The sequence below is a fragment of the Bacteroides sp. AF34-31BH genome, assembly GCF_003602795.1.
In the GTDB taxonomy this organism is placed as follows: domain Bacteria; phylum Bacteroidota; class Bacteroidia; order Bacteroidales; family Bacteroidaceae; genus Bacteroides; species Bacteroides uniformis.
In genome coordinates this window covers 74680-100048 of sequence record NZ_QTLV01000011.1, presented here as the reverse complement: position 1 = coordinate 100048, position 25369 = coordinate 74680, and the positions used below count along the sequence as shown (strand labels likewise).

At 48.6% G+C, this 25369-nt stretch carries 18 protein-coding genes; 7 read left to right on the top strand and 11 right to left on the bottom strand.

Going from position 1 to position 25369, the window contains the following annotated elements; genetic code table 11:
* The first annotated feature begins 58 nt into the window (after positions 1–58).
* Complete coding sequence (gene rodA, locus DWZ67_RS15575) at positions 59–1516, top strand: rod shape-determining protein RodA (protein WP_061412063.1); 1458 nt, start codon at positions 59–61, stop codon at positions 1514–1516.
* A gap of 317 nt (positions 1517–1833) precedes the next feature.
* Here rodA and DWZ67_RS15570 read toward each other — a convergent pair whose 3' ends face one another.
* The 5 genes from DWZ67_RS15570 to DWZ67_RS15550 form a co-directional block, all read right to left on the bottom strand.
* Positions 1834–2319, bottom strand: coding sequence for a gliding motility lipoprotein GldH (locus tag DWZ67_RS15570; protein ID WP_061412065.1), 486 nt, complete (start codon positions 2317–2319; stop codon positions 1834–1836).
* Positions 2297–3673, bottom strand: coding sequence for a regulatory iron-sulfur-containing complex subunit RicT (gene ricT, locus DWZ67_RS15565; protein WP_207888813.1), 1377 nt, complete (start codon positions 3671–3673; stop codon positions 2297–2299). Before ricT ends, DWZ67_RS15570 begins: the two co-directional genes overlap by 23 nt.
* Positions 3674–3738: 65 nt before the next feature.
* Positions 3739–4866, bottom strand: a complete 1128-nt coding sequence (gene holB, locus DWZ67_RS15560) for a DNA polymerase III subunit delta' (protein WP_005828533.1) — start codon at positions 4864–4866, stop codon at positions 3739–3741.
* Between the two features lie 72 nt (positions 4867–4938).
* On the bottom strand, positions 4939–5892 hold the full coding sequence (gene metF / locus DWZ67_RS15555; protein ID WP_016274213.1) for a methylenetetrahydrofolate reductase [NAD(P)H]: 954 nt from the start codon (positions 5890–5892) through the stop codon (positions 4939–4941).
* A 91-nt stretch (positions 5893–5983) separates the two neighbouring features.
* The gene (locus DWZ67_RS15550) at positions 5984–7891 is read right to left on the bottom strand and encodes a fimbrillin family protein (protein WP_120139271.1); all 1908 of its coding nucleotides are present in this window, start codon (positions 7889–7891) and stop codon (positions 5984–5986) included.
* 340 nt (positions 7892–8231) lie between these two features.
* On the opposite strand from DWZ67_RS15550, the gene metA reads away from it, so the two are divergent.
* The 5 genes from metA to DWZ67_RS15525 all read left to right on the top strand — a co-directional run bounded on the left by metA (position 8232) and on the right by DWZ67_RS15525 (position 12894).
* On the top strand, positions 8232–9149 hold the full coding sequence (gene metA, locus DWZ67_RS15545) for a homoserine O-succinyltransferase (RefSeq protein ID WP_005828529.1): 918 nt from the start codon (positions 8232–8234) through the stop codon (positions 9147–9149).
* Between the two features lie 18 nt (positions 9150–9167).
* Entirely contained in the window at positions 9168–11033 is a 1866-nt protein-coding gene (locus DWZ67_RS15540) for a peptidase U32 family protein (RefSeq protein ID WP_057097262.1), read from the top strand.
* Positions 11034–11074: 41 nt separating this feature from the next.
* Positions 11075–12130, top strand: coding sequence for a hypothetical protein (locus DWZ67_RS15535; RefSeq protein ID WP_120139270.1), 1056 nt, complete (start codon positions 11075–11077; stop codon positions 12128–12130).
* A 76-nt stretch (positions 12131–12206) separates the two neighbouring features.
* A complete protein-coding gene (locus tag DWZ67_RS15530; protein ID WP_005828523.1) occupies positions 12207–12494 on the top strand; it encodes a hypothetical protein in 288 nt (95 codons plus the stop codon).
* 37 nt (positions 12495–12531) lie between these two features.
* On the top strand, positions 12532–12894 hold the full coding sequence (locus DWZ67_RS15525; protein ID WP_044468412.1) for a type II toxin-antitoxin system VapC family toxin: 363 nt from the start codon (positions 12532–12534) through the stop codon (positions 12892–12894).
* Between the two features lie 112 nt (positions 12895–13006).
* On the opposite strand, the gene DWZ67_RS15520 is transcribed toward DWZ67_RS15525, so the two are convergent.
* From DWZ67_RS15520 to radA, 5 genes are all read right to left on the bottom strand, one after another.
* On the bottom strand, positions 13007–15463 hold the full coding sequence (locus tag DWZ67_RS15520) for a TonB-dependent receptor (RefSeq protein ID WP_120139269.1): 2457 nt from the start codon (positions 15461–15463) through the stop codon (positions 13007–13009).
* A gap of 264 nt (positions 15464–15727) precedes the next feature.
* Complete coding sequence (locus tag DWZ67_RS15515) at positions 15728–16339, bottom strand: helix-turn-helix transcriptional regulator (protein ID WP_005828517.1); 612 nt, start codon at positions 16337–16339, stop codon at positions 15728–15730.
* Positions 16340–16428: 89 nt separating this feature from the next.
* Positions 16429–20421, bottom strand: a complete 3993-nt coding sequence (locus tag DWZ67_RS15510) for a two-component regulator propeller domain-containing protein (RefSeq protein WP_120139268.1) — start codon at positions 20419–20421, stop codon at positions 16429–16431.
* 93 nt (positions 20422–20514) lie between these two features.
* The gene (locus DWZ67_RS15505; RefSeq protein WP_120139267.1) at positions 20515–22137 is read right to left on the bottom strand and encodes an NAD(P)/FAD-dependent oxidoreductase; all 1623 of its coding nucleotides are present in this window, start codon (positions 22135–22137) and stop codon (positions 20515–20517) included.
* A 5-nt stretch (positions 22138–22142) separates the two neighbouring features.
* Complete coding sequence (gene radA / locus DWZ67_RS15500) at positions 22143–23510, bottom strand: DNA repair protein RadA (protein ID WP_044467715.1); 1368 nt, start codon at positions 23508–23510, stop codon at positions 22143–22145.
* Positions 23511–23631: 121 nt separating this feature from the next.
* On the opposite strand from radA, the gene DWZ67_RS15495 reads away from it, so the two are divergent.
* Positions 23632–24174, top strand: a complete 543-nt coding sequence (locus DWZ67_RS15495; RefSeq protein ID WP_120139266.1) for a beta-class carbonic anhydrase — start codon at positions 23632–23634, stop codon at positions 24172–24174.
* 10 nt (positions 24175–24184) lie between these two features.
* On the opposite strand, the gene DWZ67_RS15490 is transcribed toward DWZ67_RS15495, so the two are convergent.
* Positions 24185–25222 carry an asparaginase gene (locus DWZ67_RS15490; protein ID WP_005834979.1) on the bottom strand — a complete coding sequence of 346 codons (1038 nt, stop codon included), beginning with the start codon at positions 25220–25222 and terminating at the stop codon, positions 24185–24187.
* Positions 25223–25369 lie beyond the last annotated feature (147 nt).

Sequence of the window (25369 nt, the reverse complement as noted above, 5' to 3'; positions counted from 1 at the left end):
AGGGATGAACGGTGAGTGACTTCAATAGTAAATAGTAAATCGTAAAATCGTAAATAAATTGGTGACAAGGAGAGATAGCATATGGAAATCATTGGACTGGGTGACGATTGTCGTTTACCTGCTGCTGATTGTATTCGGCTGGTTCAGTGTCTGTGGGGCGAGTTATGATTATGGTGACCGTGACTTTCTGGACTTCTCTACGCGTGCCGGCAAGCAGTTTGTCTGGATTATATGTTCCTTCGGGCTGGGGTTTGTGCTGCTGATGCTGGACGATTCCCTCTATGACATGTTCTCCTACCTTATATATATAGGGCTGATGCTGTTGCTGATTGTCACGATATTCATTGCGCCCGACACAAAAGGGTCGCGGTCGTGGCTCATCCTGGGGCCGGTCAGTTTGCAGCCGGCGGAGTTTGCCAAGTTTGCCACGGCGCTGGCGCTTGCCAAGTATATGAGCGCCTACTCGTTTACGATGAAGAACTGGAAAAGCTCCCTTATGCTGGCTTTCCTGATTCTCTTCCCCATGTTGCTGATTATCCTGCAGCGGGAGACGGGTTCGGCATTGGTGTACTCTGCATTTTTCCTGATGCTTTATCGGGAGGGAATGCCGGGCGTGGTGCTGTTCTCGGGTATATGTGCAGTGGTCTACTTCGTGGTGGGTATCCGTTTTGATGCGGTGATGATTGCCGATACGCCGACGCCTATCGGAGAATTTGCCGTGCTGCTGATGGTACTGCTTTTTGCCGGAGGCATGGTATGGGTTTATAAAAAACGTTGGGAACCCACGCGGAATATTATCGGCGGTTCGCTGGGAGTGCTGCTCGTGGCTTATCTGATTTCGGAATACGTGGTACCCTTCAACTTGGTGTGGGTGCAGTGGGGGCTTTGTGCACTTGTTGTCGGGTATCTTGTCTTTCTTTCTTTAAGCGAGCGCCATTTATCTTATTTTCTGATTGGGCTGTTTGCTTTGGGTTCGATAGGTTTCCTCTACTCCAGCGACTACTTCTTCAATAAAGTGCTGGAGCCCCATCAACAGATACGTATCAAGGTGGTGCTCGGTATGGAAGAGGACCTTGCTGGTGCCGGCTATAACGTGAACCAGTCGAAGATAGCCATCGGTTCCGGGGGGCTGACCGGCAAAGGTTTCTTGAACGGTACGCAGACAAAGCTGAAGTATGTGCCGGAGCAAGATACGGACTTCATTTTTTGCACCGTGGGTGAGGAGGAAGGATTCGTAGGGTCTACGGCTGTACTGTTACTGTTCCTTATTCTTATTTTACGGCTGATTGCCGTGGCCGAGCGGCAGCAATCTCCCTTTGGCCGGGTGTATGGTTACTCTGTGCTTAGTATATTCTTGTTCCATCTATTCATCAATATAGGCATGGTGCTGGGACTGACCCCCGTCATCGGTATCCCGTTGCCTTTCTTCAGTTACGGAGGTTCTTCTCTTTGGGGATTCACAATCCTGCTGTTTATTTTCCTGCGGATTGATGCGGGACGTAATCGCCGAATTTAGTTATGACCGTTTCCTTGTGGGACATACGAATGGACTTGATTATCATTACATTGCATTTACACATTGTTGACATCGTAATGTAAAGGCTGTTACACCGCATTGTAACGTCCTTTACGCTGTATCGTAACGACTTTTACGCTATATTGTAACGCCCTTTACATGCTGGTGTAACGGTCGTTACATCCTGGCGTAAAAGACGTAACGCTATGAGGTAAGAGGGCAAGTTATGATACCCCGCCCGTTTCCGCTTCAAGGAGACGTGAGTGGGAGACTGAGATGGTTGTTAGAAGAAGGTGATAAAGAACAATAGGGAGTTCCTATCTCTTCAGTTTGATGCCGATGTCATTGATTCCTTGCAGCCTTTCGTCCGGTAGCGTATAGGCCACTTTAAAGAGGTAGGTGCCGGGTTTGCCGATTTGAACGCTTCCTGCGGAGACGGCAGTCTGATAGAGACCTCCCCAGCCGTCACCTTTCCAGATTCCTTCTTTGTCCGCGAGGATTAGCTGTATGGTGTCCGTGGGTGACGGAATGGAATCTGCGATGGTGTAGCAGATGGATAGAGGTAGATTCTGATAGGGGTAGTTGCTTCGGTTACGAACTTCCAAAGACAGTTTGTAGTAGGTCAGTGAGTCGGTGACCTTCACGTCGAAAGAGAGCGTGTCTTCGCGCAGCCAGCCTTCGGTGGGAAGGGATTGGAAGGAATGGTATACAGTCTGTTTGTCGCAAGCGCTCAGCAGGCTTGCGACAAACAGTAGTATGATACCTTTCAGGCAGAGATTCCTATTCTTGAGCCGGTTTGTCATTTTGGGCAGGTCTTTCACCTTGAGGTTTGGGCTTATTGTTACGGGGCGGACGACGGTTGTTATTGTTCCGTTGTTGACGTTCGCCTTGTTGCTGTTCACCTTGTTTGGGTGCTTGCCGGTCTTGTTTCTGTCTCGGTTGCCGGTCTTGCCTGGATTGTTCTCTCTGGTTGTTGGATTGCGGAGCACCCTGCTGCTCACCTCCTTGCGGACGACCGTTTCCACTCTTTTTCTTTCTCTTGTTACGGCTGTTGTTGCTGTTCTCGCCACCGTTGCCGTCACTGCCACTCTTGCCTTTCCGGCTGCGGTCAAAGCGGGTGAGGCTCTCTTGTTCCAGCAAGTCCACCGGCTTTTTGGGCTCGGAGCGATGGGTTTCTTCTATCAAGCTGTCGGGCTTGATGCCACGTTTGTTCAAACCGATAATCTCGAAGGCGCGTCTGCCGCTGATGGTCACCAGGTTGGCAGGGATGTTCTTGTCGCTCGAGTAGGTTATCTGGTTGCTCAGAATGTCGGCTTTGAAGAAGAAGAACTCACCGTCTTTGGTCTCTAAGGTAATCTCGCGTGAGGGCAGGCGTTTCTGTGCTTCCACGTAGCAGTCTACTTCGTAGTTGAGGCAGCACTTCAGTTTGGCGCATTGTCCGGCAAGCTTCTGCGGATTCAGTGAAATGTCCTGGAAGCGCGCCGCGCTGGTGGATACCGATACGAAGGAGGTCATCCAGGTGGCGCAGCACAGCTCGCGTCCGCAGGGACCGATACCGCCGATGCGTCCGGCTTCCTGGCGGGCACCAATCTGTTTCATCTCGATACGCACGCGAAAAGCGTCGGCAAGTACTTTGATGAGCTGGCGGAAGTCCACCCGTTCGTCGGCTATGTAGTAGAAGATGGCCTTGTTGCCGTCTCCCTGATATTCCACGTCTCCAATCTTCATGTTGAGGTTGAGGTCCAGGGCTATCTGACGCGAGCGTATCATGGTGGAGTGTTCACGGGCTTTTGCCTCGTTGTACTTCTCCATATCCACAGGCTTCGCCTTGCGGTAAATGCGTTTGATGTCTGCCTCAGACTTGATATTGGCTTTCTTCATTTGCAGCGGCACGAGACGTCCGGTCAGGGTCACCACACCGATATCATGTCCGGGGGTGGCTTCTACGGCTACGATGTCGCCTTTCTCCAGAGGTATCTTGTTGCTGTTGCGGAAATATCCCTTGCGGGTATTCTTGAACTGAACCTCTACCAGCTCGCTCTCATCGGCATTGCCCGGAATGTCTGCCAGCCAGTCGTAGGTGTTCAGTTGCTTGTCCTGCCTGCCGCAACTCTTGCAGCAGAGACCTCCGCTTCCATTATGTAGTTTAAATTCCATCATCTATTTATTTACTATTTACTATTTACGATTTGATACTTTGCATTTCATTATTTTGCCACTTTTCATTGTTTCAATAAAACAATCATTTTGAGAGAGAAGTCGAAAAACACCATGCGGGCGTTTACGTTCTGCTCGATGTGGCGTTGCGCTTCACTTAGTTCGTCCATGATACCCATGACGTTCCGTTCGTTGACAAAGGGGGCGAAACGGGTGGCGAAGTTCTGTTCGGGCAGCGTCATGTAGTTCATCTCCTTGCGGTGCAGGTTGTAGATGAAGTTCTCGCGGGTCATGCGCTGGCAGTAGTCCAGGAAGTTCTTCTGCCGTTCGCGTCCCATGGCAGCAAGCTGCTCGCTCCATTGTTTCATTTCCCGTATCTTGCGCTGGTAGGAGAGTCGCATCAGGCTGACAAAGAGGTTGAAGAACAGTTCGTTCTCTTCGTTCAGATGGATGGTCTCCAATGCTTTGATAAAGTCTCCGTTTGCCAGGTGGGCTATCGTCTCGCTGTCGCGGGGCTGCACTCCGTACTTCTGCTGCAGGGCTTCGGCTATGTCGGCTTCTTCAATCTTAGGAATGTTGAAGCGCTGCGTGCGGCTGAGGATGGTGGGCAGTATCATTTCCGGAGCTTCGGAGATGAGGAGGAATATCGTTTTCTCGGGTGGCTCTTCCAGCAGTTTCAGCAGCTTGTTGGCGCATACTTCATGCAGCTTTTCGGGTAGCCATACGATGGTGACTTTGTAACCTCCTTCACTGGATTTCAGACTCAGCTTGCGGGTTATCTCGTCGCTTTCTTTGGCATAGATAATAGCTTGTCCGTTTTCGGCATCCATCTCGTTCAGCCAGTGGTTCAGCCCGAAGTAGGGGCTGTTCAGCAACAGGTGCCGCCAGTTGGCGATATAGTCGTCGCAGACTTCCTTTTTCCCTTTGGCGCTCTTGACGATAGGGTATACGAAGTGTACGTCCGGGTGCACCAGCTTATTCCATTTTACGCAGGAGGGACAAGTACCGCAGGCATCGGTTTCCGTCCGGTTGGGACAGCAGATGTAGCGGGCATAGGCAAGTGCCAATGGGAGTTTTCCTACTCCGGCAGGGCCACAGAAGAGTTGTGCGTGGGGGATACGTCCTTCCTGCACTTCTTGTATCAGCCTTTGCTTGGCTGCCTCTTGGCCTATTATGTCCTTGAAACTGAACACGGGTTAATTAGTTATAAGTTATTACTTGTGACACTGCCTATTGTCAATTGTCAACTGTTGATTGTCCATTGTTTAGTAGATTTGTTTGGCTACTTCCTTGATGCTGTCTGTAGCTCCTACCGAGTAGAAGTGGAGGCTTGGGACGCCATGGGCTATCAGCTCTTTGCACTGCTGCACGCACCATTCGATACCCACTTGCTGAGCTTCCGCATCGGTGTTGCACTTCAGAACCTCTTGGGTCAGTTCCTCGGGCAAATCTACTTTGAACGTCTTGGGTATCATGCTGAGTTGTGACAACTTCTTGAAGGGCTTGATGCCCGGGATAATCGGGATGGTGACACCGGCTTGACGGGCACGTTCCACGAAGTCGAAATATTTCCGGTTGTCGTAGAAGAGCTGGGTCACGGCATACTCTGCACCCATTTCCATTTTCTTCTTTAGCCAGTAGATGTCTGTATCCATGTTGGGGGCTTCTTCATGCTTTTCCGGATAGCACGCCACACCGTATGAAAACGGGGTATTGGTAACTTTCATCTCGGAGCCGTCCACAAAAATACCTTTATTGAAGTTGTTGATTTGCTCTTGTAGTTCGACGGCGTGGTGGTAACCGTTGCCCACGGGGATAAAAGAGGATTCGTGCTTTGCCTTGTCGCCACGAAGCACCAGCAGGTCGGTGATGCCGAGGAATTGCAGGTCGAGCAGCACGTACTCCGTCTCTTCGCGGGTGAAGCCGCTGCAAAGGATGTGCGGCACCATGGTGATGTTGTACTTGTTCTGGATGGCAGCAGCTACGGCTACGGTGCCGGGGCGGCGGCGTAGGCGGTTTCGCTGGAACAATCCGTTCCCGAGGTCTTTGTATACGTACTCGCTGCGGTGCGTGGTGATGTTGATGTATTTGGGGTCGAATTCCCGTAACGTATCTATGGTCTGATACAGCTTTTCGATGCCCGTACCTTTCAGTGGTGGCAATATTTCAAAGGAAAAAGCTGTTTTTTCGTTACTGTTTATCAAGTCGATTACTCTCATTTCTCTTTCGTTATCTTTGTCCGATTGGCAAAAATCTTGCACATTGGGAACAAAAATACAAAAAAGAAATGAGAAATGTCGAAATTGCCGGCTATTCTTTTATACAACGGATGGAAAGAGCTTTATAGTAGGGCTTGCCGGTGACATGGGCGGCGCTTGATACAAACTCGTCGCTTTCTCCGAGAAAATAAATGGTGCTTTCCGAAAGGGTATGCTTTGTGTAGTCCCAACTCCAGAAGGCGGTCATTTTGTTTGGGCTGTTGTGCCCCTTGTTGTACCACATTCCTACGGGAAAAGCATTGAACCGGGTATGGTTGTTGACGGGGGCAACTTCACCGGATACCATTGCCTGCCATTCTCCTGCTTTTAGTATGGAGGCATCGTTGCCGGTGTAGTTTTTCAGCTGTTCCCAGTCTGCATCCGATGGAATTTTCCAGCCCTCGGGAGCCAGCTCTCCTGCCAGTATGGATTCTCCATTGTAAAAATAAATATCATATTTGTCCGGCTTGTAATATCCGGCTTTGTCTGTTCCCAAGTCACTCTGTTTTTTCAAGGGAGCTCCGTCACGGTAGGTGGTGGCATGGAGCTCTTTACCCATCCAGTATTGGGCTCCAATCTTGACAATGGGGTATTCGGTAGACACTCCTTTTCTGATGTCTCGAAGGGTGTAGCATGCCACATTCACTTTGATGGCGTTTTCCGGTTTATCCAGAAGTAGCTTATGGTTATTGTCTATATAGAGCTTGTCTATGCCGGTATATTCCCCTTTAGTGTAGGTAAATCCATAGTCGTCTGTATTCCAGCTTATTCTTCCTCCGCAGATGGTGTCTTTACGGTCTGCAAGCTGTAGGATGACTCCATTGCTCAGGTCGGTCTTTTCATTTTCGCCTATGGGATAGGCTATAACGGCTCTGGAAGTCAATGACGCTGATTTGAGATATTCCTTGCAGACTTCTGCAATGGGTATCCCTTCGTGATAAATTCTGTACACATTTGAAAGAGAAAAGGAGAGAGCGGAGATATGTATGGCAGTGTAATCTTCCATATTGTCGGTGTCGATGGGAGGGAGGCTGCTCCATTCCTTGATTTTTCCGGCAAAACTGCTCAGTACGTTGCTGTTGCTCTGCATGGCTGATATGTTAATGATACATTGCGTGCTGCTACTCATTTCCACTTCGGGTATTGCACAACTGTATATACGTCCGCTCCACTCCATAATGAAGGATTGCTTGCCATCATTTATCGTTTGGGGTATGATGATGAATTCCTTGCCGGTAAGTTTGTTGTCTTTGACGCTCCATTCGCCGGAGGCTATGATGTCTTGTGTCCCCGTAAGATTACTGAAAGTCCCGTCTTCCAGATTATAATCGGCCGAGGTCTTGAGCCCGGTTGCGATGATACGCGGATTGGCTTTCAGCAAATCATTGGCAGAGTTGCTTGCGTCGGGTGTCAGAGAGATTGCCAGTTTGGACAGCTTGTGTTGGAACTCCAGGGTTACAGATTTGGTTTTACTGGTGATTCCTTGCGCTTTAGCTACCAAGAAGTCACTTTGTGCGCGGTTTTTCTCATTGCTCTGGTCTATCTGCACAGATACGGGAAGAACGGGTGTACCGGCAGCTACCCCTTCGGTTTGGTAAGGGTGGTAACTGATAAAGTCCAGTGACACATCTCCTTCCGGATAGAATACTGTCTTTTTGGGAACCAGTGTGGAGCCTTCCGTATATTCCAGGGCCAGATTGTCAATATACCGTTTTCCCTTGATGGAGCCGGAGGAAGTGGTTGCAAACAAGCCCATTCTGTCTCCTTTTTCAAAGGCGGTGTTTGTGACCTTGGTACTGGCTTTTTCCATTTTGATAGAGAACGTGATAGGTGTCGTCCCTTCCTCGATTTCCGCTTCTGATTCTTCGTCAATCCGGTTCACACAAGCTGTATTCCCTAAGGACATGCAGCAGAATAAAGAGGCAGCCAAGACTCCTCTTGCAAGAATAAGTTTCTTCATTGTATTATTATTGTGGGGCAACGGTTTTTCCGCTTTCCCAATTATACTCAATGAACCTTGTCTTAAAAATATGGATTTAGCAGAGCTATAACCGGTATGGAAAAGTCTTTTACGCTTTTGGATGCTAATTATCAGTATCACGCTTGATGCCGCAGTGCTTTTTAATCTTATTTTTTAATAACTTTTAATAGGTTTCGGGTACAAATGTAATTAAACGTGTTAAATGAAGAGGGATAAATCGATAAAACTTTTATAATTTATTTATCACACTCTGATTTTTTGCCTAACTTTACACGCTAAAATCGTAGACAGTAATAAGTTAAACCATAGATATAAACTCATGCCTTTAAATTTACCCGATAAACTACCCGCTATCGAGTTGCTGAAAGAGGAGAATATATTTGTCATTGACAATTCCCGGGCAACCCAGCAGGATATCCGTCCGCTGCGTATCGTGATTCTGAACTTGATGCCGCTAAAGATTACAACGGAAACGGACCTGGTGCGTCTGCTTTCCAATACTCCGCTTCAGGTGGAAATCTCGTTCATGAAGATAAAAAGCCATACTTCCAAGAACACTCCGATAGAACACATGAAAACATTTTATACGGATTTCGACAAGATGCGCGGTGAAAAGTACGATGGCATGATTATCACCGGTGCTCCGGTAGAGCAGATGGATTTTGAGGAGGTGACTTATTGGGATGAGATTACTGAAATCTTCGACTGGGCGCGTACGCATGTCACCTCTACGCTCTACATCTGCTGGGCGGCGCAGGCAGGGCTCTATCATCATTATGGAGTGCCGAAGTATGCACTGGATAAGAAGATGTTCGGTATCTTTGAACATCGTACCTTGCAACCGTTGCATCCCATTTTCCGTGGATTTGATGATATGTTCTATGTGCCGCATAGCCGCCACACGGAAGTGCGCCGGGAAGATATACAGAAGGTTCCGGAATTGACGCTGCTTTCCGAGTCGGAGGATGCTGGTGTATATATGGCGGTGGCCCGTGGAGGGCGTGAGTTCTTCGTGACCGGCCATTCGGAATACTCCCCGCTGACATTGGATACAGAGTATCGCCGTGACTTGAATAAGGGCCTGCCCATTGAGATACCCCGTAACTACTATGTGGACGATGACCCGGACAAAGGAGTGCTGGTGCGTTGGCGTGCCCATGCCAATCTGTTGTTCTCCAATTGGCTGAATTATTTTGTATATCAGGAGACGCCGTATAATATTAATGAAATAGGGTGAGTTACTCGTAACTAAACGATGATAAAGCAACGTAAAATAGAGCTGCTGGCTCCTGCCAAGAATTTGGAGTGTGGCATAGAAGCTGTGAATCATGGGGCAGATGCGGTATACATCGGTGCACCCAAGTTCGGTGCGCGTGCGGCTGCTGTCAACTCTTTGGAGGATATTGCCGCTTTGGTGGAGCATGCCCATCTGTATAATGCCCGTATCTATGTGACGGTCAATACCATTCTGAAAGAAGAAGAGCTGAAAGAGACGGAGAGGATGATTTGGGAGCTGTACCGCATCGGTGTGGATGCACTGATTGTACAGGATATGGGGATTACGCGGTTGAATTTGCCGCCCATTCCGTTGCATGGCAGTACGCAGATGGATAACCGTACGCCGGAGAAAGTACGTTTCCTTGCCGATGCCGGTTTCCGTCAGGTGGTGTTGGCACGCGAACTTTCTTTGCAGGAGATACGCGGTATCCATGAGGCGTGTCCCGACGTGCCGCTCGAAGTCTTTGTACACGGGGCTCTTTGCGTCAGTTATAGCGGGCAGTGCTATGTCAGCCAGGCTTGTTTCGGACGGAGTGCCAACCGGGGGGAATGTGCGCAATTCTGCCGTTTACCCTTCAGTCTGGTAGATGCCGATGGCAAGACCATTGTGCGTAATAAGCATCTGCTTTCTTTGAAGGACCTCAACCAAAGCGAGGTGTTGGAAGAACTGCTGGATGCCGGAGCCACTTCGCTGAAGATAGAAGGCCGCTTGAAGGATGTGACCTATGTGAAGAATGTGACGGCGGCTTACCGTAGGAAGCTCGATGCCATTTTTGCCCGTCGCAAGGAATATGCCCGTGCTTCTTCGGGCACCTGCCGTTTCGATTTCCAGCCACAGTTGGACAAGAGTTTCAGCCGCGGTTTCACCCATTATTTCCTGCAAGGAAGGGGAGGGGAGATCACTTCGTTCGATACGCCCAAATCTTTGGGAGAGGAGATGGGCACTTTGAAGGAACAGCGCGGGGGATATCTCACGGTGGCAGGCGTAAAGCCTTTCCACAACGGAGACGGTGTCTGTTTTCTTGATGAGCAGGGACGTTTGCAAGGTTTCCGCATCAACCGGGTGGATGGTAACAAACTCTATCCGGCAGGGGAAGTGCCTCGTATCAAACCCCGTACCCGACTTTATCGTAACTTCGACCAGGAGTTTGAACGTATTCTTACCCGCAAATCCTCCGAACGTAAAATCGGTGTTTGTTGGGAGTTGTCAGATACTTCTTTCGGGTTTAGCCTGACGGCTGCGGACGAGGATGATAACCGCGTGACGCTCTCTTTCCCTTATCCGAAAGAGTTGGCACGTACACCGCAGGTGGATAATCTGCGTAATCAGCTGGGCAAGTTGGGGAATACTCCTTTTGAGATAGCAGGATATTTGTCTGAAGATGCTTCGGGCATCAGGCTCAATCTTTCTGCTAACTGGTTCCTTCCTGCTTCTGCGGTGGCGGACTGGCGCCGGCAGGTGATAGATAAGCTGATTGCGGCTCGGCGTGTTACTTATCGTCGTGAGCTGGCTGTTTGGAAACCGACCAGCCATGCTTTCCCGGCTACTTCGCTGACCTATCTGGGTAATGTGATGAACGGTGCTGCCCGGAGTTTCTACCGTGAGCACGGGTTGTCGTCCATAGCACCTGCTTACGAGGCACAAGCGGTTCCGGATGCTGTACTCATGTTCTGCAAACATTGCCTGCGTTTCAGTATGGGATGGTGTCCCACCTATCAGAAAGGACATTCTCCTTATAGGGAACCTTATTATTTGGTTGGGACGGACGGCAAGCGTTTCCGCTTGTCTTTTGATTGCAAGAATTGCCAGATGAAAGTCATTGCTCATGAAGAGCCGCTTTAATGAAGGATGAAGAATGAGGAATTACTAATAAAAACTAGAAAATGAGGAGTGAGGAACGGGCACATAATGAAAGGCTGGCAAATGACCGGTACCGGGAAGCGGGCAGGGACAAACATCCTTTGCGTTCACTGCGTTCCCTCCTATTCTGCATTCTTTATTTTTCATGCTTCATTGCTTTAGTTTCCTGCCATTATTCCCGTCCTAATCTTGAAGATGAACATCTGTCTAAGGAGACGCGTGATTCGCTGGCCTATCTTTTTGAGCGGCATTATACTTGGAATACCAATCTGGAAGTGCTGGCAGATTCTGTGAATTTGGCTTGTCTGCCCGTGAAGGACTGCTATAATATGCTTTATCGGGGAGACCGCGTGGTGGTTGCCGAGTTCGCCATCCATCCTGCCGACAGTGTGGATAGTGTATGGGTGAAGCTTGCCCATTCGCAGGAAGTGCAGGGCTGGTTGCGGGAGTCCGAAATGATGCATGCCTTTGTTCCTACAGACAGCATTTCGCAGGCCATCTACTTGTTCAGTGATACCCATGCCTCTTATTTTATCATTATTTTTGCCTTGTTTGTGGCAGTCTGGCTGTTCCGGGCTTTTCGGCGCAAGCAGTTGAGGATGGTGTACTTTAATGATATAGACAGTCTCTATCCGTTGTTGCTATGTCTGCTGATGGCGTTCTGTGCCACTATTTACGAATCTATACAAGTGTTTGCGCCGGAGACGTGGCAACACTTCTATTTTAATCCTACCTTGTCGCCGTTCAAGGTACCGCTTGTGCTTTCTGCTTTTCTGATGGGTATCTGGCTGTTTATAGTGGTGTTGCTGGCGGTACTCGACGATTTGTCTCGCCAGTTAAGTCCGGCGGCGGCCGTATTCTATCTGTTGGGGCTGGCCTCCTGCTGCATCTTCTGTTATTTCTTCTTTATCCTGACTACATCTATCTACGTCGGATACTTGTTTTTGACCGCTTTTGTATGGGTATTCCTCAAAAGGCTTCGCATTTCGCTGCTGGCTTCACGCTATCGTTGCGGCAGATGCGGGCAGAAACTGAGGGAGAAGGGAGTCTGCCCACATTGCGGAGCTATCAATGAATAAAAAAGCTTTGTAACTTTTCCATATTCAGTAGGAAAATGTAACTTTGTAGTTGAACTTTTAAAAGGAGGAATTGATTATGAGTAGTTTGGAGTTGGAAGCCGGAAAATTGGAGTTGATTCGTGAGATAGTCAATATCAATAGCAGTACTGCATTGGAGAGCCTCAGAAAATATATGAAGGAGGTTTTGAATAAGAATAGTCATTCCATTCCGACAGCGGCAGATAGCAAATTGCTGACTAAGCGTATGCTTGCAAAGTATGCCGGTAGTTGGAAGGACAATCGTGATTCTGATGAAATCAATGATGATATATATGCATCACGCCTTTCTCGAAAAGAAGAAAACTTTAGCCCCTTTGACGAATGAAACGATATTTGCTTGATCTAATATTTGTGTTCACTTCATGCGTCAGAAATTTGGAGTAGACGAACATATTGAAAAGGTGGGCTGGGAACATTGTTGCATTTCGGAGGTTACGGTAGCAGAGTTGTTGTTCGGTGCAGAGCGAAGTAATAATGTGGAGAGAAACTTGCAGCTTGTTACTGATTTCTGCCAAGATATCAAGGTAATACCTTTGTCCTCGGCTTTATGTTGTTATGCCCGGAGTAAGGCTGCCTTATATAGTCAAGAAACTCCCATTGAGGATTTGGACTTATTTATAGGATGTACAGCGGTGGCTAACCAAATGATAATGGTTACTGAAAACAAGAAACATCTGGAAAGAATACCTAATATTGAAATTGAAAACTGGGTACATAGAGGATAACTTCTCCTCTGTCAGATAGAAACATAGAAACGGTCGTTCGGGTATGCAATGTGTAAGTACCCGAACGCCCGTTTCTATTTTCCTTTACTTTCGGAGGGACAAAGCTCTCCAATCAGAACCTGCACCTCAACTCTATTCCCGCCTGCACAGGCCGTCCTTTCTGCATAAATCCGTTCCCTATACTCTCAAAATAGAACGAAGCATACTCTTTGTCCAGTGCATTGCGCACCCAGAAATCAATCTGTCCATGTCCTTTCTGGAAGCTGATACGTCCGTTCAGCGTGCCGTAGAAGGCTTGGCTCACGGTATTCTTCTCGGTCCAGTAGATGCGCCCGGCACCGGTGTAGTTGGCGTTCAGCTGGATGCGGTCCAGCCAGTGCCCCGGACGGATGCGGAAGATGTACTGACCGCCCACGTTCATGGTATGCTTGGGAACAAAGGGTACGTACTTGCCGTTGTAGCTGATTTCCTGAAGCTCCCCATTCACTTTCTCGTTGGTGATGTAATCCTTAAAGGTGGCATAGGTATAACCATAACTTGCATTCAGCGTGAAGTCCGTAGCAACGGCAGCCGTCAAGGCAACCTCTGCCCCCTGGCTGCGGCTTTTGCCGGCATTTGCCGTTTCGCGTCCCAGTCCGCTTGGGGCGAAGCGTGAAATCTGCTGGTCGCGGGTTTCCAGCCAGAAGATGGCGGCGTCGGCATGCAGACGTCCGTCCAGCAGATTCAAGTGTGTTCCTATTTCGTAGTTCCAGGTCTGTTCGGGCTTGTAGACGGTGGCGGATTTTGCATCCGGATTCTCTCCCGCATCGGGGAAGTATTTGCCCACCAGCTCTTTGTAGGCATCCGGCACGTTGGGCATAATCGCCTCTTTGCTTTGCCGCATCATGTCATTCTTCAAACTGGATTGCAGCAAGTCGGAGAACATCTGCACGTTGTAGCCTCCCGAACGGTAACCTTTGCTGACCGCTGCATATACATTTCCTCTGTTTCGCGCAAAGTCATACTGCAAAGCAAACTTGGGCAACAGCTGAAGATAATCCTTATCAATGCTTCCTTGGTAGCGCGACTCTACGGTCAGCGCCGTCTCCGGCATCATCTCTATTTCGCGGATGACGACGTCGCCCCGCTTCATTTCTCCCTTGATGCCCACCTTGTAGTCCAGGCTGGTGCCGGAGTTGTAATCCATCTTCATACGCTCATAATCCAGGCGTAACCCGGCAGTGAACGATACTCCTTTCAGCCCGAATAAATCTCTGAAGGTGGATTGATGAAAGAGTGCCCCATTCAGCAGCGGAGTGTTGAAACTGCCCCCGATGGGCATGGTCCGGCTGCTGATGCCCAGTGAGGGCAGGATATTCATACTCATGGATGGTCCCATCTCTACTTGTATTTGCGATGGGATGACACTGCCCAACATCTGGTTCAGCATCCCCATTCCGGCTTCCCTGAAAGTGACGGGAGCTTCCGTATTCAGCCATTGGTAGAAGCCGAAGGCGCCGGTGGTCCATTGCCAGTGGCTGCCGCTTTTACTCTTCAAGATGATTTCCTCGCTCAGTGCGTGGGAGCGTTGTTTCTGTTGCAGGGTATAGATGTCGTTGGCGGTGAAGTCTTGGTCTATGTCCATGCAGTCCTTTAGAAACTGGTAGCCGGTGACCATGCTCAACGTGAAGTGCTGTGCCTGGTATTCCAGGTTCAGACCCGTGTTCAGCAGGTTGCGGTAGTAGTTGCTACGGGCGTTATTGGAGATTTTTCCGATGTAGGGCTTCAGCGGCTCGCTCTGTGCTTCGGGGGCCAGGCTGCCTTGGTAGAAATACGGGTAGCCACCCTGGTCGCTGTATTCGTAGTTGATGTTTAGGTCCACCTTCCAGTTGTCCGAGGGGAGGTAGATGGCGCGGATGCGTCCACCTGCCGATTGCCCCTTGTCCGCTTTCTCGTCCCTCACCGTGTTGCGGAAGAATCCTCCTTGATAATCGTAAAAACCTCCGGTGGAAAAGGCGAACCGTTCCGAAAGGCGGTGATAGTGGGTCAGCGAGGTATTATAGGCATTGTACGTACCTGCCCCCATGCGGAAGTCCGTCCCCTGGTAGGAGAAGGGCGATTTGGTGTGCACCTTAATCAATCCACCCATGGCATTGCGCCCGTAGAGCGTGCCCTGCGGACCGCGTAGCACGTCGATGCGCTCTACGTCGGCATAGCTGAAGTCGAAGGCTGACTTGTCTATATAAGGTATATTGTCTACATAAAGTCCTACGGAGGGAGTGTTGATGCGCGAGCCGATGCCGCGGATATAGACTGCCGAAGTCAGTCGCGAGCCGTAGTCGGGGATAAACATATTGGGCACTACGGATGTCAGATTCTTGATGGAGTTCACCTGTGCGTTCTGCATGTCCTGCTGCGAAAGCAGGGTGACGGCGGCGGGCTGCTCGCGCAGTTTCCGGTTTTCTTTGGGGGCGGCGATGACGGTTATTTCCTCTACATCCACCACTTTCAAGGTGTCTGCCTCTTCGGCAAGTACGTTGCCGGTTGCCAGGAGGCAGAAGATACCGGTCAAAATTCTATATCTATTCATAAACTGGTTTTTTAGCGCCTGCAAAGTAAAGGGATTCTTGCGGAAGGGACAATCCTCATTTATTAGGATTTCGTTCCTGGAGTGCTAATCTTAAATCGTTCCATCATGCGGAAAATATCGTTCCTCCGTGGGGTAAAAATCGTTCCACCATGGTGGAACGATTTTTACCCCACGGAGGAACGATTAGATGTTAGCACATTAGCACACTAATTGGGGCGAAGTCTTTCTGAAAAGACTTCGCTTCTGATGTATCCGGTTGTAGGATTATATTCTGTCCGCTTCCACATATCCGTGCATCACGGCATAGATAGTCAGCCCGGACACGGACTTGATACCCAGCTTCTCGGTGATATTCTTGCGGTGTGAGATGACGGTGGTCAGGCTGATGTTCAGTTTGTCGGCAATCTCCTTGTTGATGAGACCTTTGGTAATCAGCACCAGCACTTCTATTTCGCGGGCGGAAAGGTCGTGCCCGGCGGCTGTATTTATTGCCATATCCGAGTGTCTGGCGGGTGCCGGCTTTCCGTGGTTTTGTCTGTATTGGTTTCCGTATTGGCGCAGCTGCAGAATGTTTTTTGCCAGATTTTGTTCGTCCTGATAGATGTTTAGCGTCGGCATGCCCGACAGTTGGGGGACGGTTTCACCATTGACCAGCACAATGGTTTTGGGCTTGCGCTCCAGAAAGAAAGCGGTATGCTCGAAGTAAATCTGTGAAGAGATGAAATAATGCACATACATGTCAGGCGTATCATCCATCAGTTCGCCAAAGGAACGGAAAGAGCGGATGATGGCTGTCGGGATGATTTCCTCCAGCAAGTTCTGCAGTCCCAGACAGGAGAGGGTGTTGGAGTCGACGATTGCTATTTCAGGAGTCATTCTCGTTTTTTTGTTTCTGCAAAAATACGGATTATTTTTTAGGGTTTGTCTGTGCGGGGCTGCAAAATGAAAAATTCTCCTATGCAGAACTATTCTCCCTCTCCTTTTGGGGAACGGGGAGTGTCTCCTTTCGCATATTGGCTGGGGCTGACATTGAAATATTTCTTAAAGACTTCCCGGAAGTATTTCCCATCGCAGAAACCGGTTCTTTCTGCTACTTCAGTCACGGAATATTTCCCTTCTTTCAATAGCTCGGCAGCATGTTTCAAACGGATATTCCGTACGAAATCTGCCGGTGCCTGGCCGGTCAGCGCTTTCAGTTTACTGTAGAAACTGGTACGGCTCATATTCAGGAGCGAGCACAATACGTCCACTGTGAAATCGGGATTATCCATGTTCTCCTCGATATGTCTCTTTACATTCGACATGAATTTCCAGTCGAGACTGTTGGAGCAAGTGGTAGTTGTGGAGGGCTCTTCTTCTGTATTGATTTCCAAATTCGCATATCTCTTGCGCAGCAATGCGCGGTTGGCAAGCAGATTGGCAATGCTGGCTTTCAGTATGTTTATGCTGAAAGGTTTTACAATATATTCGTCCGCACCGATATGGAGTCCTTCGAGAATGTTCTTTTCATCTCCCAGTGCCGTCAGCAGTACTACCGGGATGTGGGATGTTTCAATATCGTTCTTGATGGCGATGCATAATTCGTCGCCTCGCATTTCCGGCATCATGATGTCGGAAAGAATCAGTTCCGGCCAGAATTGTTTTACAATGGTCAGCGCTTCCTTGCCGTTGTTGCATACTTGTACATTGTAAATCGGGGAGAACGACTGGAAGAGATAGTTGCGCAGCTCGTCATTGTCTTCTACAATCAAGATGCGATGCAGTTTGTCATTGTCTTCAGTCCGGAGTTCTCCGGCAAGTTTCAAAGGAACGGTGGGGACATCCGGTTCATAGAAGGTCTTCTTATCCTTAACGGACAGAGTGAAGTTCTTGAACTGTTCTTTCTCTTTGGGAAGGATGATTCTGACAGTACTGCCTTGGCATTCGGTGCTCTCAATGTATATTTTTCCATTGTGCAGGCTTACCAGCTTCCGCACCAGCATCAGACCGATACCGCTTCCCGTTATTTTGGAGTTGATGGCATTTGTTCCACGGAAGTGCATCTTGAACAGTTTTCTTTGTTCTTTGGCGGGAATTCCTATTCCATTATCTTTGACTTCCAGTCTCCAGGAACTTTTCATGTCATAAACAGAAATGAGTATATCGCCATTTTGGGGAGTATACTTCAGAGCATTGGATATGACATTTTCCAGGATAGAGTCCATCTTCTCTTTGTCGAACCATACATTCATGTAGCTGAAATTGCTTTCGTATCTGAAAGTGATATGTTTTATGGTGGCATAGGTCTGGAAATTGTTGTATATCTCCTTGATGTAAGTATTCAATTCATATTCTGCTATGTACAGATGAGGGGAATATACTTCTGCCCGTTCAAAGTTTATCAGATTGGTAGTCATGCGCAGGAGGGAGTTGACATTTCTCAGTGCCATGTGCATATTGTTGGTCTCGGCTTCGTTCAGTGTCTTGTTTTCAAGCATTTCTTCCAGAGGTGCCTTTATCAGTGTCAATGGCGTGCGGATATCATGCGCGGTATTGACAAAGAAACGGGTTTTCTCATCGGATATCTTTTTCTGTTTTCTCAGTGCCATGACACGGAAACCGACAACGGACATCAGTACTGTCAGCAGGACATAGCAGGCTATGGCCCAAAAACTGAACCAGACGGGGCGCGCAATGCTGATGTCGATGCTTCGCTCTTCAAAGTATAGATACGGCTCTTCCTTGGATACCGCCCGTATGTAAAGTTTGTAATCGCCCGAGGCAAGGTTGGTGAAGCGGAGATGCCCTTCTTCACCCAGGCGGTTCCAGTCATCGTAAAAGCCTTCCAGCTTCCAGTAGAAAGTGACATTGTCCGGCGCGTCATAATTGATGGATGAAATGCTGAGGGAAAAAGTGTTCTGGTTATATTTCAGCTTTAACCGGTCTGTCTGGTTGATGTTTTCCTTCAAGGGGGAATTCGGACTGCCGGGAAAGACAGGCTGATAGAGTATCTGAAAATCGCTGAGTATCATAGGAGAGTAGATGTACTTGGGCAAACGGGTTCCTTCGGGGAACTCGATGGCTCCGTCTGTGCTGCCAAAGACAAAACCCTTGTTCTTGCGTAGCGTTCCGGAAGAGGCACTGAAGCAGGAGGACATCAGCCCTTGCTCTTTGGTCCAGTTGTGGAATGTCTTCTCCGTAGGGTGGAAACAGCTGATTCCGTTTTCGGTACTCATCAGGATATGCCCGTCCGACTCGGGGAGTATGGTGTAGATGTTGTTTGAAATCAAGGCACAATTGTCCTTGTGATAATGCTTGAACGTATTGTCCTTTGCGTTGTAGACAACCACTCCGGAGCCGTTTGTTCCTATATATAGAGAGAGGTCTTCCGCTTGGTAAAGTGTGTTGATGTAGGTCATCTCTTCCTGCAAGGCGACATATTGGAATCTACCCGACTCTTTGTCCAGCAGATACAGTCCGGCACTTGTCCCAATCCACATGTGTCCGTCATCCTTTTCTGTAATGGCGGTGACGGAATTTATTCCGGGATACAGACGGACGGAATTCAGGGACAAATCGAAGCACTTCAGATTATAGAACCCTCCGGACCAGATATATCCTTTGGAGTCTTTTACGATGTCGCGGATATACTTGTCAGGACGAATGTTGTCCGGATTGAGCAGGTAAGGGGAGAAATATTCTACCGAGAGTGTCCTTTTATTTATTTTGTATACTCCCGAAGTATATCCTCCTGCCCAAATAATGCCGGGTGATACCTCGCATAGCGTAATGAAGATGTGATTCTTGTTTTTCAGTTGATGGTCGAAGGAGCTCAGGAATGAATGCCACTGCCCGGTTTTCGATTGATAAAGGCTGATTCCGTTACTTGTTCCGAACCATAGGTCTCCGTCACTGTCTTCAATGACAGAGTGTACCTGGTCGTTGACCAGCGATTGTCTGTTTCCGATAGAATGCTTTATCCAGTTGTAGCTTTTGTACCGGTTGTCTATAATGGTAATTCCTTCCGGGTAGTTGGCTATCCATATCCGCTTTTCTTCATCAATATAAATGTCATTGATGTTATTGCTGTTCATCTCATTGTGGCTTTTGTAGCTGGAGACGATGTACGGTTCCGAGATACACGAGTTCATGTTGATTTTGTGTATACCCATACCTTCTGTCGCTATCAATAGCTCTGTCTGGTTCAGAGGCTTGATTCGGGCAATGTTTACATCGCTCAAATCCGTATTGGAGTGTATAATCCGTTGTTGCCGTATGTCGTAGGCAAAGACTCCTTTTTCAAAAGTACCGATGAAAAGTCTTTGTGATTCTTGGCGGAAATAGAGTGAACTGATTTGGGCCTGGATTTTGTCAAGAGGTTCAAGAGGGACAATCTGCAATGTCTCATTTTCGAGTTTGACATATCGCAATCCCTTGTCGGTACCCATGAAGAAGTGGTTATTGTCCACTTGTTCGATACTTGTAATGCTGCTTTTCAGTTCATTGGACATTTGATGGACCTCTCCGGTTTGTGTGTCGTAGAGAGCGATGCTGTATCTGCTGCAGAGCCAAATCCTGTGATTGCAGTCCATATAGCCGTAGCTGATATTGACCGGTGTCTTGGGCAGTTTATATACTCTGTTGAACACATCGTGTTCTTGGTTGTATTGAAAAATGCGACCGGCTTTACCTATGACCCATAATTTCCCTTTCTCTTCAAAATATAGCCAACCGAGATGGATGGGGAAACTTGACTCTTTGTTTTCTTCTATTAATTTATAATGCTTGATGTCTTTTCCATTGTACCGGTCTATGCCTTCGTTGGTGAGGAACCACATGTAACCTACCGAATCCTTTTGAATGTCGAAGATTCTGCGGTTGCTCAATCCGTTTTCCACCCCTATGTATTTATATGTTTGCGCCGTAGCTATGAGAGGCAAAAGGAATAGAAAGCATACAATGTTTATGATGAACCTCATAATAAATACAATATAACAACATATATGTGATAATAGTTTACAAATTAAACGAGAAAAAGTGAAAAATCAAAATTTGGATGTAAATATTATAGCTTAATCAAAGAATGCCTTTGCCGCTTCCGCACATCGTTCGCCGTCAATTCCGGCAGAAACAATGCCTCCGGCATATCCGGCGCCTTCTCCGCAAGGGAACAATCCTTTTACGCGTACATGTTGCAGTGTCTCCTTGTCTCTTGTTATGCGTACCGGCGCCGAAGTACGGGTTTCCACTCCAATCATTGTCGCCTCGTTCGTCAAGAAACCACGGCTGTATTTCCCGAATAGCTGGAAACCTTTGCTCAGGCGTTTTGCAATGAAAGAAGGCATCCAGAAGTGCAGAGGTGAGGAAACCAGTCCCGGTGCATACGAAGTTTCCGGCAGGTCGTAACTCAGTTTTTTCTTAGTGAAGTCTGCCATTCTCTGTGCCGGTGCTGTCTGCTTCATATTGCCTTGTTGCCAGCAGAGGCGCTCCAGATACTCTTGAAAATACATCATGCTTAATTGGGAATTGACGGTTGGCAATTGACAATTAGCCGCGCTGTCGTGCTGCATAGAAATTGTAAATTGTAGATTGTCAATAGTAAATTGCTCTATGTCTTCCGGGCGTAGCTCTACCACCATTCCCGAATTGCTCCAACGGGAACCGCGGTTGCTGGGACTCATCCCGTTGACTACAATCTGCTCGGGACCGCTGGCGGCGGGCACAACGAAGCCGCCGGGACACATGCAAAAGCTATATACTCCTCGTCCGTCCACTTGGTTTACAAAACTATATTCGGCGGCAGGCAGATATTTTCCCCGTCCGTTCCGGTTGTGATATTGTATTTGGTCTATCAAGGTGGCAGGGTGTTCCAGTCGTACGCCTACGGCAATGCCTTTAGCTTCAATCTCTACATTGTTGGCGGCAAGCCAGCGGTATACGTCCCGGGCAGAGTGACCGGTGGCAAGTATCACCGGGCCAAGGAAAGTCTTGCCGGTATTTGTTTCAATGCCTTTGACTTCATCCTTCTCTATGAGCAGGGCGTCCATGCGTGTTTCAAAGTGGACTTCGCCACCACACTGGATGATAGTGTTCCGCATGTTTTCAATAACACGCGGCAGTTTGTCCGTACCTATGTGCGGATGTGCATCTACCAGTATGGAAGTGGAGGCTCCATGTTGACAGAAGACATTCAGAATCTTGTCTACATTGCCGCGCTTTTTGCTGCGTGTGTACAGCTTGCCATCCGAGTAGGCTCCGGCACCTCCCTCTCCGAAGCTGTAATTGGACTCTGGGTTAACGAGTTGCTGGCGGCTGATTTGCGCCAGGTCTTTCTTGCGTTCCCGTACGTCCTTTCCACGTTCCACAATGACGGGGCGCAGCCCCAGCTCTATCAGTCGCAGGGCGGCAAAAAGTCCTCCGGGGCCGGCACCTACCACTATCACTTGGGGCTTTCCTTCTACATTATTATATAAGGTATGTTGGTATTCATCCTCTTTTGGCATTTCGTTCAAGTAGGCACGCACGTTGAGGTTGACGTAGATGGTCCGCTGGCGGGCATCGATGCTACGCTTCAAGATACGCGCTGCGGTTATCTCTCGTGCATTCAGTCCTTTTTCGTGTATTAAGTACTCTTTCAGGCGTTGCTCGTTTGCCGCTACTTCGGGCAATACGCGTAGTTGGTATTCTTGTATCATAACGATTATCCGAATAAGGCACGGAATGCCTCTTCTACCTTCCGTACCGGTATTAATTCTATTTTTATCTTTTGGGTATTGAGTCCCTGCATATTATACTTGGGAAGTATAAAACGCTTGAAGCCAAGTTTCTCTGCTTCTCCGATGCGCTGCTCAATGCGGTTTACCGGGCGTATCTCTCCCGACAGACCTATTTCTCCTGCCATGCACACCTCTGGCTCTATGGCCGTGTCCATGTTGCTGGAGAGGATGGCGCTGATGACGGCAAGGTCTATTGCCGGGTCGTTCACTTTCAATCCACCGGCAATATTGAGAAATACATCTTTCTGTGCCAGTTTGAAGCCTACACGTTTTTCCAATACGGCCAGCAGCATATTCATGCGGCGGATGTCGAACCCTGTGGCAGAGCGTTGTGGGTTACCATATACGGCACTGCTGACCAATGCCTGCGTTTCGATGAGGAACGGTCTGATGCCTTCTATCGCGGAGGCGATGGCTATGCCGCTCATACCTTCATGGTCCTGGCTCAGCAGTAGTTCGGATGGGTTGCTCACCTGCCGTAATCCATCTTGCCGCATTTCGTAAATACCCAGTTCGGCAGTGCTTCCGAAGCGGTTCTTGATGCTACGCAGGATGCGGTACATGTAGTGCTGGTCGCCCTCGAACTGGAGTACGGTATCCACGATATGTTCCAGTACCTTGGGGCCGGCTATGCTTCCTTCCTTATTAATATGCCCGATGAGGATAACCGCCGTATGCGTTTCCTTGGCAAAGCGCAGGATGGAGGCGGAACATTCCCGTACCTGGGCGATGCTTCCCGGCGACGATTCAAGGGTTTCGGTAGAAATCGTCTGTATGGAGTCGATGATGACGATGTCCGGGCGGATGTTCTTGATATGGACGTAAATCTGTTCCAGGGAAGTTTCGCATACGATGAGGCAATCACTGGAAGCACTTGTCAAGCGGTCGGCACGCAGTTTCAATTGGCGGGTACTTTCTTCGCCGGAGACGTAGAGGATGCGTTTTTCCGGTATGCGGAGTACGGTTTGTAGCACCAGGGTGGATTTCCCGATGCCCGGTTCGCCGCCAATCAAAACAAGAGATCCTTGTACAAGACCACCACCTAGTACCCGGTTCAGTTCGGCATCATGGAGGTCGATGCGCGGTTCGTCATCGGCTACAATTTCATGGAGGGTTATGGGTTTGGCTTTGGCGGTCTCTATGCCCGATACGGGACGCTTGTTCACCACTTCTTTCCGTACCACCTCTTCCACATACGTGTTCCACATTCCGCACGACGGACACTTGCCTACCCATTTGGGAGAGTCTTGTCCGCAGTTGCTGCATACATAAACCGTCTTCTCTTTAGCCATAGTTGTGCATTCTCTTCTAAAATGATTGCCCAAAGGTACAATTTTTCGATGCAGGGCTTGCAGACTCCCATAGAGTTTTTTTATTTTTGTGAGTAGAAAACAATAACATGTTATAAAAGCCATGATAGAAGATATTCTTGCATACAACAAGCGTTTTGTAGCCGAGAAGGGGTATGAGAAATACATCACGAATAAATACCCGGATAAGAAGATTGCCATCCTCTCTTGTATGGATACCCGTTTGACCGCTTTACTGCCGGCAGCCTTGGGCATCAAGAACGGCGATGTGAAGATGATAAAGAATGCGGGTGGAATCATTTCACATCCGTTCGGTAGTGTCATTCGTAGCCTGATGGTGGCCATTTACGAGTTGGGCGTGACGGAAGTGATGGTTATTGCCCACTCCGATTGCGGTGCGTGCCACATGAGCAGCGTCCAGATGATAGAGCATATGAAGGCCCGGGGCATCAAGCAGGAGACGATTGATATGATTCGTTTCTGCGGAGTGGATTTCGAGTCTTGGCTGTATGGATTCGAAGATACGGAGAAATCGGTAAAAGGTACGGTGGAAGCTATTATCAATCATCCGCTGATACCGAATGATATCAATGTCAGCGGTTTCATAATAGATTCTGTGACGGGAGAATTGACCCCGGTGCAGTGATAGTTGTGCTTCACACGGTAATTTCCCCTGCCAGCGGTCGTCCCATCAGTTCGCGTATTTCGGCAGGTGGATAATCGTGCCCCAGAAGGAACATCAGCTTGGTTACGGCAGATTCCGTTGTGCTGTCATATCCGCAGACAACTCCTGCCTGCATCAGTTGGTAACCGGTTTCATAGCGCTCCATTTCAACAGTGCCGGCACTGCATTGGGTGACGTTGACAATGATGATGCCTTGTTCGCAGGCATCATGCAGGCGGCGTAGAAACCATTCCTTTCGGGGAGCGTTGCCGGAACCGTAGGTTTCGAGGACTACGGCCTTCAGTCCTTTAGTGGCAAGTATGGCTGCCACGACATTTTCCTGAATACCTGGAAAAAGCTTCAGTATGGCGATGTTGGTATCAAGCAGATAATGAGGCTCCAGTTCGTGGGGAGTGCCGTGCGTATGAATTTGCACATTATTATATTTAATATGTATACCGGCGGAAGCGAGTACCGGATAATTGAAGGAACGGAAAGCATTGAAGTTCTCCGCGTTCATTTTGGTGGTACGGTTGCCGCGCATCAGGTGGTTTTCGAAGAAGATGCAGACTTCGGGTACGATGGGCTGTCCGTTGGAGTGGCGGTCGGTGGCTATTTCGATGCTGGTCAGCAGGTTTTCCTTGCCGTCTGTGCGGAGCACGCCAATGGGCAGTTGCGAGCCGGTTAGGATGACGGGCTTGTTCAGCCCTTCAAGCATGAAGCTGAGTGCAGAAGCTGTGTAGGCCATGGTGTCTGTGCCATGCAGGATGACGAAGCCTGTATATTGGTTGTAGTTGTTGCTGATGATGCGTACCAGTTTGCGCCAGGCATCGGGGTCCATGTCCGAGGAATCCATGGGTGGGTCGAATTGATAAGTGTCGATACGGAACGCAAATCTCTGAAGTTCGGGAACATGTTTCTGCAACTGCTCGAAGTTGAAGCTTTCCAGGGCGCCGGTTTCTGCATTCTCTATCATTCCGATAGTTCCACCGGTGTATATTAGCAAAACGGAAGTGTTTTCTGGGTTCATGCGCACTTTTCTTTCATGTTTTCCATGCAAATATAATGATATATATTGAGAATGATAGCAAAATGTTAGAAAAGAATAAACGGATATACAGAAAAAAGGTATGGAAAGTGTGAAAGTGTAAGCCGTAAGTTGTGCATATTTCTTGCC